The organism is Leisingera thetidis (genome assembly GCF_025857195.1).
Taxonomy (GTDB): Bacteria; Pseudomonadota; Alphaproteobacteria; order Rhodobacterales; family Rhodobacteraceae; genus Leisingera; species Leisingera thetidis.
Genome location: NZ_CP109787.1, coordinates 198,404 through 215,000, shown reverse-complemented (window position 1 = coordinate 215,000; position 16,597 = coordinate 198,404). Strand labels below are relative to the sequence as shown.

Sequence of the window (16,597 nt, the reverse complement as noted above, 5' to 3'; positions counted from 1 at the left end):
GCCCCCTCTTGGCCGTCCGGCCAATTCACCCCCGGGATATTTTCAGCCAGATGAAGACGCAGACCCGGGTCAGGGCTGTTTGCCCAGGCGGAGCGTGTGCTCGCGCAGCCAGGCCATGAAGCCGCGCGGGTCGCTGTGCAGTTTCTCCATCTGCTCGTCCGTCAGCGGTTCGCCGACAACCGGCGCCTGCGGCTTGTTGCAGGAGCGCACGATCTCATGCAGCAGCAGCCCCTGGCGCAGGACCGGCGAGATCCGGCAGGCGATCTGGTACCAGCGCGAATTGCGGCCGGGGAAATAGATCGGCACCACCCGAGCACCGGAGCGCCGGATCAGCTGGGCGGTGAACACGTTCCATTCCCGCTCGATGGCCGGGCCGAACCAGCTGTCCGATGACATCACCACGCCGGAGGGGAACAATGCCACGGCGCCGCCGTCCTTGAGGAAGGCCATGGTCTTGGCCCGCATGTCCACCATTTTGCGCTGCGCCTCGGGGTCGTGCGGAAACGGGACCGGGATCATGAAGGAGGTCGCCGCCTCGTCGAGCCCGGTCAGCACCGAGCGGGTCAGGATGCGGTAATCCAGGCGGCGGCGGCCGATCAGGTCGGCAAAGATCATGCCGTCGACCATCCCGTGCGGATGGTTGGCGACAATCACCACCGGGCCGTCCTTGGGGATGTTGCTGATCTGCTCTGCGGGCGTCTGCAGGTCGATGCCCATCACGTTGAGCGCCCCGCGCCAGAACTTCTGGCCGCGGTATTCCGAGTTCTGCTTCTCGAACTTGCTGACCATGCGCAGGATGGTCAGTTTCCCGGTCAGCCATTCGATGGTCTTGATTGCCAGCGACGTCCAGCGGTCATCAAAGGAGTTGGCATAGGTCAGCGTGCGGCGGTCATAGACCTCGCCCGTCTGATCAGCGGCTTCCGGCGCAGCGCCGGTATTCCTGTCGTGTGCGGTATCCGCCAAATCGCCCATTCCCGTTCCGCTGCCGGCGCAGGCCTAGTAGCCTTCGCCGAACCTGCCGGCCACCAGGGCTTCCAGCGCATGCGCCAGCGCATCAGCATCAGGCCCCGAAGTTTCGACGTCAATAGTCGTTCCTTTCGAGGCTGCCAACATCAAAAGGCCCATTATGCTGTCGCCGGAGGCGGACATGCCGTCCTTTATGACTTCTGCCGTGGCGTCAAACCCTTCGACCACCTCCACCAGCTTGGCCGAGGCGCGGGCGTGCAGCCCTTTTTCATTGATGATTTTCAGCGTCTTCAGAGCCATTTAATGTGCCTGCTCCCCATCAGGGTTTACGTTTTGCGCGTTAATGTATTTGCGCCCGGCCTCCATAGCCTGCCGGACCGCATCGGCAACCGGCAGGTGGCGGGATTTCGCCAGTTTGATCAGCATCGGCAGGTTTGCCCCGTACAGGATACGGCGGTCCGCCGGCGCGCAGGCCTTGAGGCTGAGATTGGAGGGGGAGCCGCCGAACAGGTCGGTCACCACCACCACACCGCCGCCGGTGTCCACGTCGTTGGCGGCCGCGCAGATCTCGTCCTGCTTGCCGTCCCGGTCATCGTCCGGGGCGATGGCGATGGCCATCAGGCTGGGCTGCGGACCCACAACGTGTTCCACAGCGGCGAGGTATTCCTTCGCCAGCCCGCCATGCGCTACGATCACAATCCCGATCAACCCAGCCTCTCACTTCTTTTGCTGGCCTTGCAGCTCGCGGTGTCTAATTGACACTTGCAAGCCGTCTTCTGCAAGGGCCTTGGCCAGGGTTTCCGCCATCGTCACCGACCGGTGCTGCCCGCCGGTGCAGCCGAAGGCGATGGAGAAATGCGATTTCCCCTCCTCCCGGTAGGCCGGCAGCAGCAGCCGGGTGAGGTCCAGGACGCGGGAGAAGAAGGGGCCGAACCTAGCGTCGGACCTGACGTAGTCCTGCACCGCCTGCTCGCGGCCGTTGCGCTGGCGAAGCTCCGGCTGCCAGTAAGGATTTGCGAGGAAGCGGCAATCGAACACCATGTCGATGCCATGCGGCATCCCGCGCTTGTAAGAGAAGCTTTGCACCGACAGCGCCAATGCGCGGCCTTCCGGCGCGAACCACCGTTCGATCTCCGCCTTCAGCTGGTGAACGTTCATCGCGGAGGTGTCCAGCAGGATATCCGCCCGTTCGCGGATCGGCACCATCAGGTCCAATTCGCGGCGCACCCCTTCGCCCGGGGATTCCGCAGGCGCCAGAGGGTGGCGGCGGCGGGTCTCGGAATAGCGGCGCAGCAGCACATCCGGCTGCGAATCGAGGTACAGCACGGTCAGCTCGGCTTCCCGGCGGCCGGACAGCATGTCGATCACATCCAGCAGCGCCCGCGGCGAGAAATCCCGGTTGCGGCTGTCCAATCCCAGCGCCATCGGCCGCGGCAGCGCCGCGGCATCGATCAGCCCGGGCAGCAGCCTGAGCGGCAGGTTGTCGATGGCCTCGAAACCGAGGTCCTCCAGCACGTTGATCGCGGTGGTCCGTCCCGCCCCGGAGGGGCCGGTGACCAGGACAACCGGGATTGCCTTTTGATCGGGTTCAGGCATCGGGATCCAGGGCTCCGCATCTGAGATACTGCATCAGGGCCGGGGCAAAATGTGCGCCATCCACACGCTTTACCCGGGCGACCTCCTGCCCGAGAAGCCGCGTGAAATGGCGGATGGGCAGGCGTTCTGTTTCCGCGTCATCCAGATCCACCAGCGCCGCCACCGGCACCGGGCTGCGGATCTGCGCGTGCAGCAGGCCCATGCACCGCGCCTCTATCAGCCCGCGGATCGGTTCCGGCGCGCTGGCAACCACCTGCCCGTCCAGAAGCTGCAGCAGCACCCGGTCATCGGCGACCAGCTGGGCGCCATAGGCCATCAGCTGCAGGGCCAGCGCTGACTTGCCCTGCCCGGAGGTGCCGGTGATCAAAAGCCCCCGCCCCTCCAGCGCGACGCAGGAGGCATGCAGGATGAGGCTTTCCGGTTCAGGCATGGCTACACCGGCAGGCCGACCACAAACCGCGCGCCGAGCGGCTCGGATGTCACATCCGCCTCGGTGGGGCGGATGTTTTCGGCCCAGATCACCCCGCCATGCGCCTCGACGATCTGCTTGGAGATCGCCAGCCCTAGGCCGGAGTTGTTGCCGAAATGCTCCACCGGGCGCTGCGAGTAGAACCGCTTGAAGATCTTGGACAGGGCCTGGTCCGGGATGCCGGGGCCGGTATCCTCGACCACCACCAGCACCCGGTTGGCGCGGCGGCGGGCCCAGACGCGGATCGCGTCGCCCTCCTCGCAGAAGGAGATCGCATTGGTGATCAGGTTGACAAAGACCTGCGCCAGCCGCGCCTCCAGCCCCTGAAGCTGAATGGGCTGGGCAGGCAGATCGGTGATGTAATCGATCCCCTTGGCGCGCGCGTCCTCGCCCAGATACTGGTTCAGGTTGCCCAGCATCGCCAGCAGGTCAAAATCCTCTTCCTCTTCCTTGACCAGTTCCGCATCAAGCCGCGAGGCATTGGAAATATCGCTGACCAGGCGGTCCAGGCGGCGCACGTCATGCTCAATCACATCCATCAGCTTCTCGCGCTGATCGTCCCGCCGGACCATCCGCAGGGTGCCGACGGCCGATTGCAGGCTGGCCAGGGGATTCTTGATTTCATGCGCCACATCGGCCGCAAACTGTTCGTTGCTGTCGATCCGGGAGTAAAGCGCCTTGACCATGCCGCGCAACGCGCGGCTGAGGCGGCCGATTTCATCGGGGCGGGCAGAGAGGTCCGGAATGCGGATCCGGCCCGGGTTCGACCTGCGGCCGCCGCGCTCCCGGCCAAGTTCTGCGGCTTCGGCGAGGTCGGCCAGAGGATTGGCAATCGTCGACGCCAGCACCAGGCTCAATCCGACCGAAACCAGCAGGGCAACAACGAACATCTGCAGCACCCGCTCCTGCTCGCCGCGCACCAAGGCATCCACTTCTCCGGTGGGCGAGGTCAGGGCAATGACGCCGACGGCCTGGCCGTTGTGCATGATCGGGGTCGCCGCCGAGATCACCCGGCTGCCGCTGGTATCCACCACCGTCTCGACGCCGGTGCCGCCGTTCACCGCCCTGTCGACGAGGCCGCTCAGCCGCAGTTCCAGGGCAGGGGTGGAGTCGTCCGCCCCTGTGCCGGCCGCAGCACCGCCATCGGCAAGCCCCCATAGGGCGGACAGCCCGTCGCTGATCAGCGTGCGGCTCCCGCCGCTGTCATTCAGCACGTTCAGAGCGTCGCTGCGGTCCACCCCCTTGATGCTGGAAATCAGATTGCCCGTGGTATCGAACACAAACGCCTCGACGCCGCCGCGCAAGCTGAGCCGGGCCAGCGTATCCTCGACCTGGATACCGTCGCCGGCGGCAAAGCTGACGGCACCTGCGCCGGGCATCTCCGCCTCGAACACGTCGGCTGCCAGCATCGCCTCGGACACCAGCGTGCCCGCGCGCTGCTGCACAAGGCTCTGGCGCGAGGAGTTCAGATACAGGATGCCGGTGACCAGGATGATCAGCGCGATCAGGTTGAAAGTGATGATCTTGCGGGTCAGCGGCGAGCCTTTGAGCGACAGCAGCCCGCGGCGGGCGCGCTTGACCTGCATTTCCCGCGCAACGGATTGATCGGGGGTGACCCAGTCTTCCCCCAGAACAACATCGCCGTCCTGCCGGCGCTGCGTTATGCTGGTATCGCGCATGCGCGCCTTCTCCTCCGGCCGGGGGCACACCGCCCCGCTCGGGCGTGCCGCTTATTCTTCATTATAACGGTAACCGATTCCGTAAAGGGTTTCGATTGCCGCGAAATCAGAATCCGCACTGCGCATCTTCTTGCGCAGGCGCTTGATGTGGCTGTCGATGGTGCGGTCATCCACATAGACCTGGTCATCATAGGCCACATCCATCAGCTGGTCGCGGCTTTTGACAAAACCCGGCCGCTGCGCCAGCGCCTGCAGCAGCAGGAATTCGGTCACGGTCAGCGACACATCCTTGCCCTTCCAGCTGACCGCATGGCGCAGCGGATCCATCCGCAGGTTGCCGCGCTCCATCACCTTGGTCTCGGGGCTGGCGGTTCCGGCCGCGTCACTGCTGATCGCCTCCTGACGCCGCAGCAGAGCCCGGATCCGCTCGACCAGAAGCCGCTGGGAGAACGGTTTCTTCACGTAGTCGTCCGCGCCCATCCGCAGGCCCAGCACCTCGTCGATCTCGTCATCCTTGGAGGTGAGGAAGATCACCGGCATCTGGGATTTCTGGCGCAGCCGCTGCAGCAGGTCCATGCCATCCATACGCGGCATTTTGATGTCCAGCACCGCCATGTCCGGCAGCTTCTTGTTGAACGCGTCCAGCGCCGCCTGCCCGTCATTATAGGTTTCTACCTCAAAGCCTTCGGCCTCAAGTGTCATGGAAACGGATGTCAGGATATTCCTGTCATCGTCAACCAAAGCAATCTTCGACATCGGAATTGCCCCTAATCTGCTCTGTTCTGATTATTTTTACCACTTTCATCGCCGTTATGGTGCGCCGAATCAATCCCATTTGAAGAATCCGGACGATCTTTGGGCGCAATTGGGGCAAAAATACCTTAGCATCTGCTGAACAGGGAGGCACGTGCCGCAGCGCAGAATAATGGTTGCGCTAAACATCGCCTTGATGGCGCTAACTGGGGGAAACCGGCCTGTTCACCCCCCGAAACGCCATGTTATGACCCCGCCACCGGCAGCCTTGCCGTTTTCTATTGCCCCATTGGCGCAGCCGCGCAGCCTGCGTGCAGCCCGCGCCGCCACAGGAGAAAAAACGCATGACATCTGGACGGGTTAACCCGCAATTCCGCCTCGAGGATCAGGGCATCGAGGGTCTGGGAAATGTCTACTACAACTTCATGGAGCCGGCGCTGATCGAAGCCGCACTGAAACGCGGCGAAGGCACGCTGGGCAATGGCGGCGCCTTTCTCGTCACCACCGGCAAATTCACCGGCCGCTCGCCCAAGGACAAGCATGTCGTCAAGTCCGACAGCGTCCGCGACACGATCTGGTGGGACAACAACGCAGCGATGAGCCCCGAAGGCTTTGACGCGCTGCATGCCGACATGCTGGAGCACATGAAAGGCAAGGACTACTACGTCCAGGACCTGGTGGGCGGCGCCGACCCCGCGCATGCGATCAACGTCCGCATGGTCACCGAACTGGCCTGGCACAACCTGTTCATCCGCACCATGCTGCGCCGGCCCGACCGCGAAGACCTGGATGACTTCATCGCCGATTTCACCGTGATCAACTGCCCCAGCTTCCAGGCCAACCCCAAGAAGCACGACTGCCGGTCCGAGACCGTCATCGCGATGAACTTCGACCGCAAGATGATCCTGATCGGCGGCACCGAATACGCTGGCGAGAACAAGAAGTCCGTGTTCACCCTGCTGAACTACCTGCTGCCGGAAAAAGGCATCATGCCGATGCACTGCTCCGCCAACCATGCCAAGGGCAACCCGGTCGACACCGCCGTGTTCTTCGGCCTCTCGGGCACCGGCAAGACCACCCTGTCCGCCGACCCCGACCGGGTGCTGATCGGCGACGACGAGCACGGCTGGGCCGACAACGGCACCTTCAACTTCGAAGGCGGCTGCTATGCCAAGACCATCAGCCTGAACCCCGAGGCGGAGCCGGAAATCTATGCCACCACCTCCAAGTTCGGCACCGTGATCGAGAACATGGTGTTCGATCCGGAGACCAAGGAGCTGGATTTCAACGACGACAGCCTGACCGCCAACATGCGCTGCGCCTACCCGCTGCATTACATCTCCAATGCATCGTCCAGCGCCCGCGGCGGCCATCCGAAGAACATCATCATGCTGACCTGTGATGCCTTCGGCGTGCTGCCTCCGATCGCGCGGCTGACCCCGGCCCAGGCGATGTACCACTTCCTGTCCGGCTTCACCTCCAAGGTGGCCGGCACCGAGCGCGGCGTGACCGAGCCGGAGCCGACTTTCTCCACCTGCTTCGGCGCCCCCTTCATGCCGCGCCGTCCGGAAGTCTACGGCAACCTCTTGCGTGAAAAGATTGCCCAGCACGGCGCGACCTGCTGGCTGGTGAACACCGGCTGGACCGGCGGCGCCTATGGCACCGGCTCGCGCATGCCGATCAAGGCAACCCGCGCGCTGCTGACCGCCGCGCTGGACGGTTCGCTGGCCGAGGCCGAGTTCCGCAAGGACGGCAACTTCGGCTTCGACGTGCCGGCCGCCGTGCCGGGCGTGCCGGAGCTGCTGCTGGACCCGCGCCGCACCTGGGACGACAAGGCCGCCTATGACGCGCAGGCGGCCAAGCTGGTGCAGATGTTCTCCGACAACTTCGAGCAGTATCTGCCGTTCATCGACGAGGACGTGAGAGCCGCCGCCATCGGCTGATCCCCCTCAGCCGCCCGTGAAAAAGGAAAGCCCCGGCCGTGCGCCGGGGTTTTTCATTTGGGGAAATTTTGTTTCCAGTTAACGATTTCTCAACCCTTCCACCGCAAAGCTTCCGCAAACACTGCTTTGCGGCTGTTTTGCCGAGTTTTACGCCATGCCCGGGGAGGGGCCAGAATGGACAAAGAGGCTTTGACGGTTTTCAACAGCATTTTCAGTTCCGGCAGCGCCTTTGTGTACCGCTGTGCCAATGACGAGAATTTCACGATGAAGTTCATGGCCGGACAGGTTGAGAAACTCTGCGGCTGCCCGAAATCGGATATCCTTGGAAACTCCAAAGTATCTTATGTCGGATTGACCCATGCAGACGATATTGACCGCGTTTTTGCCGATGTGGATGCAGCCATCGAAGCACGGGAAAACTGGGATGTGGCCTACCGGCTCAGCCGTTCTGATGGTTCGCATGCCTGGGTGCGCGAGCGCGGCAATGCGGTCTATGACGACAGCGGCGAGATGGTCTATCTCGAGGGTCTGGTGGTGGATGCGTCGGCGGAGGTCACCCTGCGCAGGGAGCTGCAGGAGACGCTGAACCGGACCGAAGAGGCCAATGCCGAGATCATCAAGCTGGCGGAGAATATCCTGCGGTCGGTCCAGAAACTGTCCATCCTGGCAATCAATGCGGGCATCGAGGCCGCGCGGGCGGGCAAGGCGGGCCTTGGATTCGCCTATCTCGCCCGGGAGATCAAGGCGCTGGCGGATGAGAACAACCTCTGGGCCAGCCGCATCACCGACACGATGGCCCAGCGCAAGCGCGAAGAGGCGCGGGAGGCGGCCAGCCAGTCAAAGGCCGGCTAGCGGGCCACCGATCCCGTCACCATGTCCCGCACCTTGAGCGCGTAGCGGTCGGTCATGCCGGAGACGAAATCGGCCAGCGAATGCATCGCGGTGTATGCGTCCTCCACCCCGCGCAGGTCCAGATCCACCGCACGGATCAGCTTGGCCCAATAGCCATGCCGGGCTTTCAGCTCTTCCACGTCCCAGCCGCAGCCCTGCAGGCCGGCATAAAGACCGTGGAAATGGTCCAGCACCGAATGCAGCACCTGGCGCCCGGTGATCTCCAGCTCGGTCTTGCGGCGGGCGACGAAGATCCGCTGCTCTGACAGCTCCTTCAGCCGGGCAAAGGCCTGCGCCTTGGACGAGACTTCCATCAGGCCGTCGTTGAATTCGCCCATCATGATGGCGTCATAGTTTTCCATGAAGGCCGCAACGGCCGCATCGATGGACTGGCCGATGGCAAAGGCGCGCAAGAGGACGATACGGTCGCGCATCGGCAGGCCGCGGTCCTCGTTCGGCTTGCCGATGATCGCCTCCAGCGCCTCGGCGACTTCGGCGCGGTCCAGGTCGCCCATGCTGGCGGCGTCCTCGATATCCAGAATGCGGTAGCAGATGTCGTCCGCCGCCTCGACCAGGAAGGCCAGCGGGTGCCGGCGGCGCCAGCCGCCCGGCTCGGCGGGCAGGCCCAGCGCATCGGCGGTTTCCTCAAACAGGTTTGCATCAGACTGGAAGATCCCGAATTTCTTCAGCCCCACGTAGGGGGCCGGGCCTGTGCCCGCCGTCTCATCCCGCACAAGACGGGTGCAGGGGTATTTCATGAAGGCGCCAAGCGTCGCATAGCTGAGCCGCAGCCCGCCTTGCTGCTGGGCAAACTCCAGCCGCCCGACGATGCGGAACCCCTGCGCGTTTCCTTCGAAGTGCTCGAATTCCGCCTGCAGGTGCTGCGGCACATCGGCCGCAACGCCCCGGCCGGCACGGAACTGGGCCGCGAACCAGTCGCCGATGCTGTCCTCGCCGGAATGGCCGAACGGCGGGTTGCCGATGTCATGCACAAGGCAGGCAGCCTCGGCATGGCCCGCCAGCCGGGCGATCTGCTCCACCTGCAGGCTGCCGCGCTCCGCCAGCGCAGCCCCGACGCCGGCGCCCAGGGAGCGCCCCACGCTGGCGGTTTCCATGCTGTGGATCATCCGGTGGTGCACGTGGTCATGGTCATGCAGCGGGTGCACCTGGGTTTTCTGCGCCAGGCGGCGGAAGGGTTCTGAAAACAGGATCCGGTCGTAGTCCTGCAGATAGGCCGGGCGGCCCGGTTTCTCGGCATAGTCCGGCCGGCACAGCCGCCCCGGGTTCAAGAGCCTGTTCCACTCCATTGCCATCTGCCTGCTCCTTTGCCTGTTTGAAAGCGGTTAAACGGGAGGCCGGGCGGAATTGCAAACGGTTCAGCGCGGCTTGATCCCGGCAGGCTCCAGCTTGTGTTCGGGCTCCACGTGAATCACCGGCTCTGCGTTGGCGAAGGCTTCGCGCAAGGCGGCCTCCACCCGGTCGCAGATGTCATGCGCCGCCCGAACCGACATGGCACCGTCCACCACCATGTGGAATTCGACAAACAGCGCCCGTCCCGCCCGGCGGGTTTTCAGCCCGTGGACCTGCATCGCGCCGGCTGCGGACCGATGGATGATCTCCTCCACCCGGACACGCTCGCTCTCGGGCGCGGCGGTATCCATCAGCCCGTTGACCGACGCGGCAATCACCAGCCAGCCCTCCCGCAGGATGTTGACGGCCACCAGCAGGGCAAGCAGCGGATCGAGAATGGCCCAGCCGCTGGACAGGGCCAGCACCAGCCCTGCCAGAACGCCGGCCGAGGTCCAGACGTCGCTCATCAAATGCCGCCCGCCCGCCGACAGCGCCGGTGAGCTGAGGCGCCCGCCGGCCCGCAGCAGAACCCGCGCCCAGATCAGGTTGACCGCCATCGCCGCCGCGTTGACCAGAAGCCCGGCGTATCCCCAATCGGCCACCGACGGGCGGTTCAAGGCACCGATTGCTTCGTTCAGGATCAGCAGCGCGGCGATAACAATCATGATGCCCTCGGCCACGGCCGAGAAATACTCGGCCTTGTGGTGGCCATAGGGATGGCCTGCATCCGGCGGCCGCTGGGCATAGCGCACGGCAAACCAGGCCATTACCGCGCCGCCGATGTTGACCAGCGACTCCAATGCATCCGACAGCAGCGCAACCGAGCCGGTCATCATCCAGGCCGCAGCCTTGAGCCCCATGACCGCCAGCGCGATCAGAATCGAGCCTGTTGCCAGCTGCTCAGCAGTAAACCTCTGGTGCATGGACTCTCCCAGCCTCCGCCGCAGTTACATCAGCAAGCCGCGGCGCAGCAGGTTCAGGCCTGCAAGCAGCAGCACCAGCAGCGTCGCCCGGCGGAACAGCACCTGATCGATCCGGTCATGCAGCTGCCCGCCAATCCACATGCCCGCCACTGCCGGCACAATCAGCAGCAGCGAAAACGGTGCGGTTTCCGCCCGCATCACCCCCGATCCGATGTGCGCAAACAGCAGCGCCACCGCGCCCAGGCCATAGATCACGCCCTGAACCCGGATCTGTTCGGTTTTTTCGGTGCCCAACGCGGTCAGATAGGCCACGGTCGGCGGCCCCCAGACGCCCGACACCCCGCCGATCAGCCCGGCGACGCCCCCCACTGCGGCCTCGCTGCGGCGGGTCTGGCCGGCAATGGAGAAGGTTTTGCCCATCAGCTGCATGACGGCAAAAACCGTCACCGGCAGACCGATCACCAGCAGCAGCGCCTGCTGCGGCAGCAGACGCACCGACTGGGCACTCAGCAGCAGGCAAATGAGGCCAATCATCAGAAACACCCGGAACTTCCGGATCGAGGCAACTGCCGCTGCCGGGCCCTGGCGCAGCGCCTGCATCCCGTTGGTGACCAGCGTCGGCAGAATCAGCCCGGCAAGCGCCAGGTCAGGGGCCAGGAACAGGCTGAGGCCGGAAATGAGGATCATCGGCATGGCAAAGCCGACCAGGCCTTTGACCGCGCCCGCCAAAAGAGCAATGCCGAAAGCCGCCGCCGCCTCCGACGGTGAAAGGAGGGAAAACAATGCTGTCATAGCCCCGCATTATCATATCTCTGCCGCGCTGCACGGGCAAAATGCACACGCAAGATTTGATCCAAATGCCGCACCTGCGCGTATTTTTGTTGCGCTGCACCTGCAAAGTGATTTACCACCGGGCGACCGGAAAAGGATCTGATTCATGGCCCACGACGGACAGGACTTGCATATGAAACCGACACTCATCCCCGACCTGCTGGCGCTGACCGCCGCATCCCTGGAACCGCTGGACCAGCTGCTCGAGGCCGCCCGTGCCTCGGTCACGGCAATGGTGAGCGAAGAGGGCCGCGTGTCCGGCCGCCTGATCGAGGAAAACCAGGTGGCGGCGCATGGGCTGTCGTGGCTGGCGACCTATGTCTATTCCTTGCGGCAGATGCAGGCCTGGGCCGAGAAGCTGCAGGGCGAGGGCAAATTCGGCGCGATGGAGCAGCTGATCCACCAGATCGGCTTTGGCGAATACCTGTGCCAGATCCGGGGCGGCATCCAGATGAACCAGGGCGAAATCATCCGCCTGCAGGATCTGGGCCTTGACGAGAACGCCCAGCGCCTGCTGATGGCGCCCGCGGTGATGACGCTGTGCGAGCAGGGCAACAGCCAGTCCGCCCGCACCCGGCTGGTCGAGCTGATGGAGGCGCAGGCCGGGTCCACCATGTTCGGCCACTCCGGCCTGGAAGAAGAGCTGGAGATGATCCGCGACCAGTTCCGCCGCTATGCGGTGGAGAAGGTTGAGCCTTATGCCCATGACTGGCACCTGAAGGATGAGCTGATCCCGCTGTCGGTGATCGAGGACCTGGCCGAGATGGGCGTCTTCGGTCTTACCATCCCCGAGGAATACGGCGGCTTCGGCCTGTCGAAGGCCTCGATGGTGGTGGTCTCCGAAGAGCTGTCGCGCGGCTATATCGGGGTTGGCTCGCTGGGCACCCGCTCGGAAATCGCGGCGGAGCTGATCCTGTGCGGCGGCACCGATGAGCAGAAGGCCAACTGGCTGCCGAAGCTGTCCAGCGCCGAGATCCTGCCGACGGCCGTGTTCACCGAGCCGAACACCGGCTCCGACCTTGGCTCCCTGCGCACCCGCGCGGTCAAGGATGAGAATGGCGATTACAAGATAACCGGCAACAAGACCTGGATCACCCATGCCGCCCGCACCCATGTGATGACGCTGCTGGCGCGCACCGACCCGAACACCACCGACCACCGCGGGTTGTCGATGTTCCTGGCGGAGAAGACCCCGGGCACCGACGAGGCCCCCTTCCCCACCCCCGGCATGACCGGCGGCGAGATCGAAGTGCTCGGCTACCGCGGCATGAAGGAATACGAGCTGGGCTTCGACAATTTCCACGTGAAGGGCGGAAACCTGCTGGGCGGCGAGGAGAACAAGGGCTTCAAACAGCTGATGGAGACCTTTGAATCGGCGCGCATCCAGACCGCCGCCCGTGCCATCGGCGTGGCGCAATCGGCGCTGGATATCGCCATGCAATACGCGCAGGAGCGCAAGCAGTTCGGCAAATCGCTGATCAATTTCCCGCGTGTGTCCGGCAAACTGGCAATGATGGCGGTGGAGATCATGATTGCCCGCCAGCTGACCTATTTCTCGGCCTGGGAAAAGGACCACGGCCACCGCTGCGATCTGGAGGCCGGCATGGCCAAGCTGCTGGGCGCCCGCGTGGCCTGGGCGGCAGCTGACAACGGCCTGCAGATCCACGGCGGCAATGGCTTTGCGATGGAGTACAAGATCTCCCGCGTGCTGTGCGACGCCCGGATTCTCAACATCTTCGAAGGCGCTGCCGAGATTCAGGCGCAGGTGATCGCCCGCCGTCTGCTCGGCTGATCCGCAGCCGCAGCGGATGCCGGAAGAACACCCGGTCAGGCCCGGCGCCCGCGCTGGGCTTTCCGTTTTGCGGGGGCGGCGCGCTTTGCCTGCGGCCTGGCTGCAATGTCCGCCAGGAATAAGTCTGTTTCCAATCCGTGTTGTTCGATCCTTAACGATTCGTGGTTAATAAGGGGGCATGTCCATTTTGCGCCTCTTCCTGTTTCCGCTCCTGATGCTGCTCTCGGCCTGCGCTTCTGCGGTCCCGTCCGAGCAATCGCCCCGCATTCTGGCAATGGGGGATTCTCTGCTGGCCTGGCACAGTCTGGCCGGCAAATCCATTTCCGACACGGTGGCGCGGGAACTGCAGGAACCGGTGGTGGACCGGTCGGTTTCCGCCGCGCGGATCATCTACAAGCTGCCGATTTCCGGTGCCGCAGGGATGAACATCCGCAAGCAGTACACCCCCGGCAAATGGGATTGGGTGATCGTGAACGGCGGCGGCAACGACCTGTGGCTCGGCTGCGGCTGCTTTGCCTGCAACCGCAAGATGGACAAGCTGGTCTCTGCCGATGGCCGCAATGGGGCAATTCCCGGCATGCTGTCGGAGCTGCGCGCAACCGGCGCCAAGGTGATCTACGTCGGCTATCTGCGCAGCCCCGGTGTCGGCTCGCTGATCGAGCATTGCCGCGACGAAGGCAACGAGCTGGAAGCCCGCATCGAAAAGCTGGCGGCACTGGACGAAGGCATTCACTTTCTGTCGCTCAAGGACATGGTGCCCTTCGGCGACCGTTCCTACCACGCACTCGACATGATCCACCCGTCGGTCAAGGCCAGCAGCGAAATCGGCCGCAAGATAGCCGGGATCATCCAGGCAAACTAGCCGCCCGCCCGCCCCTTCCGGCGCCGTCACGGACTGCAGTATCGGCAGCGGGCCGCACGCTGGGCGTCCGGAACGGCGCACGCCGCGCACAGCGCGGCGCCCGGCCCAACGGGAGCAAGGCATTTTCAATGCCGCGGCGACGGGCGGGAGCCGGCCTGCGCCCGCGTCCGTGCCAGCTGCTCCGGGGCGGCCCGTTGCAATTGTCCGCGCCCTCTCCCCCAGTGCGCAAGAGCCCTCTGCCGGCACAGGCGGCGAGTCCTCCTCAGCCTACGGAGCGGAAGGCAGAGGCCGCAATTCTGCGGGGCCTGCAGGAAATGCGCCGGCCGGGGTGTCCGGCAATGTGCTGATTCCCGGCAATGATCCGGGGCGGGAGATGCTGTTCACAGGCGGCGGCTGAGCAGCTCCGCCAGCCGCCCGCGCGCCTCCGGTACGGGCCGGTTGCCCAGCGAGGGCGCCAGATGCGCTTCCAGGAAGTAGCCGGTGGTGCGCAGCGCCTGCACGATCTCCGCGTCCCCGGCATCTCCTTCCCCCCGCAGCACCGGCGGCAGCGGCAGCAGCCGGTCCCTCCAGGTCCCGGCGCCTTCACGTGAAACAGCCCGCCCTGTCTTGGGCGACACAAAGGCAAGCTCTTCCTGCCTGCCGGTCACTGCGCAGACGGAGAGATCCAGCCCGAACCCCATTTCCTCCAGCAGCGCCAGTTCCCAGTGCAGATAGGCAAGCGGCCAGAGGTCCTCATTGTCCAGCAAGTCCAGCAGGCGTTCGCTGCGGGTGTAGAGGCCGGGGTGCGGTTCGCGTTCCGGCAGGCTAAAGGACAGCAGCGCCGTAACCGCGTTGAGGCCGGCCAAGGACAGCCGTCCCGACAGCGCTGCCGCAGTCCGGCTGCGCAGAGGTTCCGCATGGTAGCTGCCGAGGTGATCTTCCAGCCGTGCCCGCCAGTTCAGGTCCAGCTGCGCGCCCGGCTGCAGGATGGGGGCCATCCTGCGGCCCGCCCCGCCGCGCACAACGCCTGCGTGGCGGCCGTGCTGTTCCGTGAACACATCAATAACCGCCGCGCTTTCGCCGTGGCGGCGCATCGAGAGCAATATGCCGTGATCACGCCATTCCACCGGCGGGTCTCCCTGTCATCCGGGGTAATCCCAGCAGACCGCATTGCGGAGCGGCCTGCAAGCCGCGGGATCATTCCAGCCCTGGCTCGTCCAGCAGATGGCGGCCTGCCCGGTCCTCGACCTCGATCACCCAGAGATCGGGGTCGAACTCCCGCTGGCGGCGGATAGAGGCATCGACTTCGGTTTCCGCCCCGTCAGCCAGCGCATCCCATTTCCGGGCGCCGCTCATCAGGTCATAGGTGCGGTGCAAAGCGCAGGCCCGGCCGTCCAGCGTGTTGAGCTTGACCAGCACCGCGCCTGCCGTGTCGTCGCCATGCGAAGTCACGAAGGCGGGAATGCCCAGCAGCCGCAAGCGGGCCAGATAGGCCTGCACCCAGAATTCAGCGGTGAGGCGGGTCATGCCGCACCTTCGCCGGCGGGAGTGCCGGCCGGCAGTGCGGGAGCCTCCGGCGGGAGTATTTGCACAAAGGTGAAAGGCATGGCCGGCTTCAGTTGCCGTCTTTGAAATCAAGGCCCATTTCGGAGTAGCGCTCAGCCTCTTCCAGCCAGTTCGGGCGCACCTTGACCTGCAGGAACAGGTGCACCTTGCGGCCCAGGAACTCTTCCAGTTCGGCGCGGGCCGCCTGAGAGACCGCCTTGATGGTTTCGCCGCGCTTGCCCAGCACGATGCCCTTGTGGCCATCGCGGATCACATAGATCATCTGGTCGACGCGGGCGGAGCCGTCCTTGCGCTCTTCCCATTTCTCGGTTTCGACCGTCAGCTGGTAGGGCAGTTCCTGGTGCAGCCGCAGGGTCAGCTTTTCGCGGGTCATCTCTGCCGCGATCATCCGCATCGGCAGGTCGGCGATCTGGTCTTCGGGGTAGAGCCAGGGGCTTTCCGGCAGCTTGCCCGCCAGCCACTGGCGCAGGTCGTCAACGCCATGGCCGCGTTCGGCAGAGATCATGAAGGTTTCGGCAAAACCGTAGCGGCTGTTCAGGTCCTGGGCGAGGCCCAGCAGCTTTTCGGCGGGCACCCGGTCGATCTTGTTGATTGCCAGCGCCACGGTGCGGCCGGTGCCGACTTCGGCAAGCCCTTCCAGGATGGTCTCGACGCCCTCGGTGATGCCGCGGTGCGCCTCGACCATCAGCACCACCACATCGGCATCCGCAGCGCCGCCCCAGGCGGCGGCCACCATCGCGCGGTCCAGGCGGCGGCGCGGCTTGAACAGGCCGGGGGTGTCGACAAACACCAGCTGCGCGTCGCCCTCCATCGCCACGCCGCGGATGCGGGCGCGGGTGGTCTGCACCTTGTGGGTCACGATCGAGACCTTCGCCCCCACCATGCGGTTCAGAAGGGTCGATTTGCCCGCGTTGGGCTCTCCGATCAGGGCAACGAATCCGGCGCGTGTGGTCATCAGTACTGGTCCTGTTTGCAGAGCAAATCCCCTACAGGAAAT

The 16,597-nt window shown here is 64.8% G+C and carries 18 protein-coding genes; 5 read left to right on the top strand and 13 right to left on the bottom strand.

Features of this window, described 5'->3' with window-relative positions; translation table 11 throughout:
• Window positions 1–69: 69 nt before the first annotated feature.
• From OKQ63_RS01065 to OKQ63_RS01035, 7 genes are read right to left on the bottom strand one after another with little or no spacing between them, the layout of a single operon-like run.
• The gene (locus OKQ63_RS01065; RefSeq protein WP_264212148.1) at window positions 70–963 is read right to left on the bottom strand and encodes a lysophospholipid acyltransferase family protein; all 894 of its coding nucleotides are present in this window, start codon (window positions 961–963) and stop codon (window positions 70–72) included.
• A gap of 33 nt (window positions 964–996) precedes the next feature.
• Window positions 997–1,266 (bottom strand): HPr family phosphocarrier protein, encoded by a 270-nt coding sequence (locus OKQ63_RS01060; RefSeq protein WP_264212147.1) that lies wholly within the window; start codon window positions 1,264–1,266, stop codon window positions 997–999.
• Window positions 1,267–1,674 carry a PTS sugar transporter subunit IIA gene (locus tag OKQ63_RS01055; RefSeq protein ID WP_264212146.1) on the bottom strand — a complete coding sequence of 136 codons (408 nt, stop codon included), beginning with the start codon at window positions 1,672–1,674 and terminating at the stop codon, window positions 1,267–1,269.
• A 9-nt stretch (window positions 1,675–1,683) separates the two neighbouring features.
• A complete protein-coding gene (gene rapZ, locus OKQ63_RS01050) occupies window positions 1,684–2,562 on the bottom strand; it encodes an RNase adapter RapZ (RefSeq protein WP_264212145.1) in 879 nt (292 codons plus the stop codon).
• Window positions 2,555–2,992, bottom strand: a complete 438-nt coding sequence (locus tag OKQ63_RS01045; protein ID WP_264212144.1) for an HPr kinase/phosphorylase — start codon at window positions 2,990–2,992, stop codon at window positions 2,555–2,557. Before OKQ63_RS01045 ends, rapZ begins: the two co-directional genes overlap by 8 nt.
• 2 nt (window positions 2,993–2,994) lie before the next feature.
• Complete coding sequence (locus OKQ63_RS01040) at window positions 2,995–4,710, bottom strand: sensor histidine kinase (protein ID WP_264212143.1); 1,716 nt, start codon at window positions 4,708–4,710, stop codon at window positions 2,995–2,997.
• A 51-nt stretch (window positions 4,711–4,761) separates the two neighbouring features.
• A complete protein-coding gene (locus tag OKQ63_RS01035; protein ID WP_264212142.1) occupies window positions 4,762–5,466 on the bottom strand; it encodes a response regulator transcription factor in 705 nt (234 codons plus the stop codon).
• Window positions 5,467–5,807: 341 nt separating this feature from the next.
• On the opposite strand from OKQ63_RS01035, the gene OKQ63_RS01030 reads away from it, so the two are divergent.
• Window positions 5,808–7,406, top strand: a complete 1,599-nt coding sequence (locus tag OKQ63_RS01030) for a phosphoenolpyruvate carboxykinase (protein WP_264212141.1) — start codon at window positions 5,808–5,810, stop codon at window positions 7,404–7,406.
• Between the two features lie 174 nt (window positions 7,407–7,580).
• Window positions 7,581–8,258, top strand: a complete 678-nt coding sequence (locus tag OKQ63_RS01025; RefSeq protein ID WP_264212140.1) for a methyl-accepting chemotaxis protein — start codon at window positions 7,581–7,583, stop codon at window positions 8,256–8,258.
• Here the strand turns inward: OKQ63_RS01025 and dgt are convergent.
• From dgt to OKQ63_RS01010, 3 genes are all read right to left on the bottom strand, one after another.
• A complete protein-coding gene (gene dgt, locus OKQ63_RS01020) occupies window positions 8,255–9,610 on the bottom strand; it encodes a dGTP triphosphohydrolase (protein WP_264212139.1) in 1,356 nt (451 codons plus the stop codon). The two genes, OKQ63_RS01025 and dgt, sit on opposite strands and share 4 nt — an antisense overlap.
• Window positions 9,611–9,673: 63 nt before the next feature.
• A complete protein-coding gene (locus OKQ63_RS01015; protein WP_264212138.1) occupies window positions 9,674–10,570 on the bottom strand; it encodes a cation diffusion facilitator family transporter in 897 nt (298 codons plus the stop codon).
• A 24-nt stretch (window positions 10,571–10,594) separates the two neighbouring features.
• Window positions 10,595–11,362: a sulfite exporter TauE/SafE family protein gene (locus OKQ63_RS01010; protein WP_264212137.1), complete on the bottom strand. Its 768-nt coding sequence runs from the start codon at window positions 11,360–11,362 to the stop codon at window positions 10,595–10,597.
• On the opposite strand from OKQ63_RS01010, the gene OKQ63_RS01005 reads away from it, so the two are divergent.
• From OKQ63_RS01005 to OKQ63_RS00995, 3 genes are all read left to right on the top strand, one after another.
• Window positions 11,262–11,504, top strand: coding sequence for a hypothetical protein (locus OKQ63_RS01005; protein ID WP_264213971.1), 243 nt, complete (start codon window positions 11,262–11,264; stop codon window positions 11,502–11,504). The two genes, OKQ63_RS01010 and OKQ63_RS01005, sit on opposite strands and share 101 nt — an antisense overlap.
• A 3-nt stretch (window positions 11,505–11,507) precedes the next feature.
• Window positions 11,508–13,193 (top strand): acyl-CoA dehydrogenase family protein, encoded by a 1,686-nt coding sequence (locus OKQ63_RS01000; RefSeq protein WP_264212136.1) that lies wholly within the window; start codon window positions 11,508–11,510, stop codon window positions 13,191–13,193.
• 187 nt (window positions 13,194–13,380) lie between these two features.
• Window positions 13,381–14,055, top strand: a complete 675-nt coding sequence (locus OKQ63_RS00995) for an SGNH/GDSL hydrolase family protein (protein WP_434086051.1) — start codon at window positions 13,381–13,383, stop codon at window positions 14,053–14,055.
• 380 nt (window positions 14,056–14,435) lie between these two features.
• Here OKQ63_RS00995 and recO read toward each other — a convergent pair whose 3' ends face one another.
• The 3 genes from recO to era all read right to left on the bottom strand — a co-directional run bounded on the left by recO (window position 14,436) and on the right by era (window position 16,555).
• Entirely contained in the window at window positions 14,436–15,161 is a 726-nt protein-coding gene (gene recO / locus OKQ63_RS00990) for a DNA repair protein RecO (protein ID WP_264212134.1), read from the bottom strand.
• Window positions 15,162–15,231: 70 nt separating this feature from the next.
• Window positions 15,232–15,561: a DUF1491 family protein gene (locus OKQ63_RS00985; protein WP_264212133.1), complete on the bottom strand. Its 330-nt coding sequence runs from the start codon at window positions 15,559–15,561 to the stop codon at window positions 15,232–15,234.
• A gap of 88 nt (window positions 15,562–15,649) precedes the next feature.
• Window positions 15,650–16,555 (bottom strand): GTPase Era, encoded by a 906-nt coding sequence (gene era / locus OKQ63_RS00980; protein ID WP_264212132.1) that lies wholly within the window; start codon window positions 16,553–16,555, stop codon window positions 15,650–15,652.
• Window positions 16,556–16,597 lie beyond the last annotated feature (42 nt).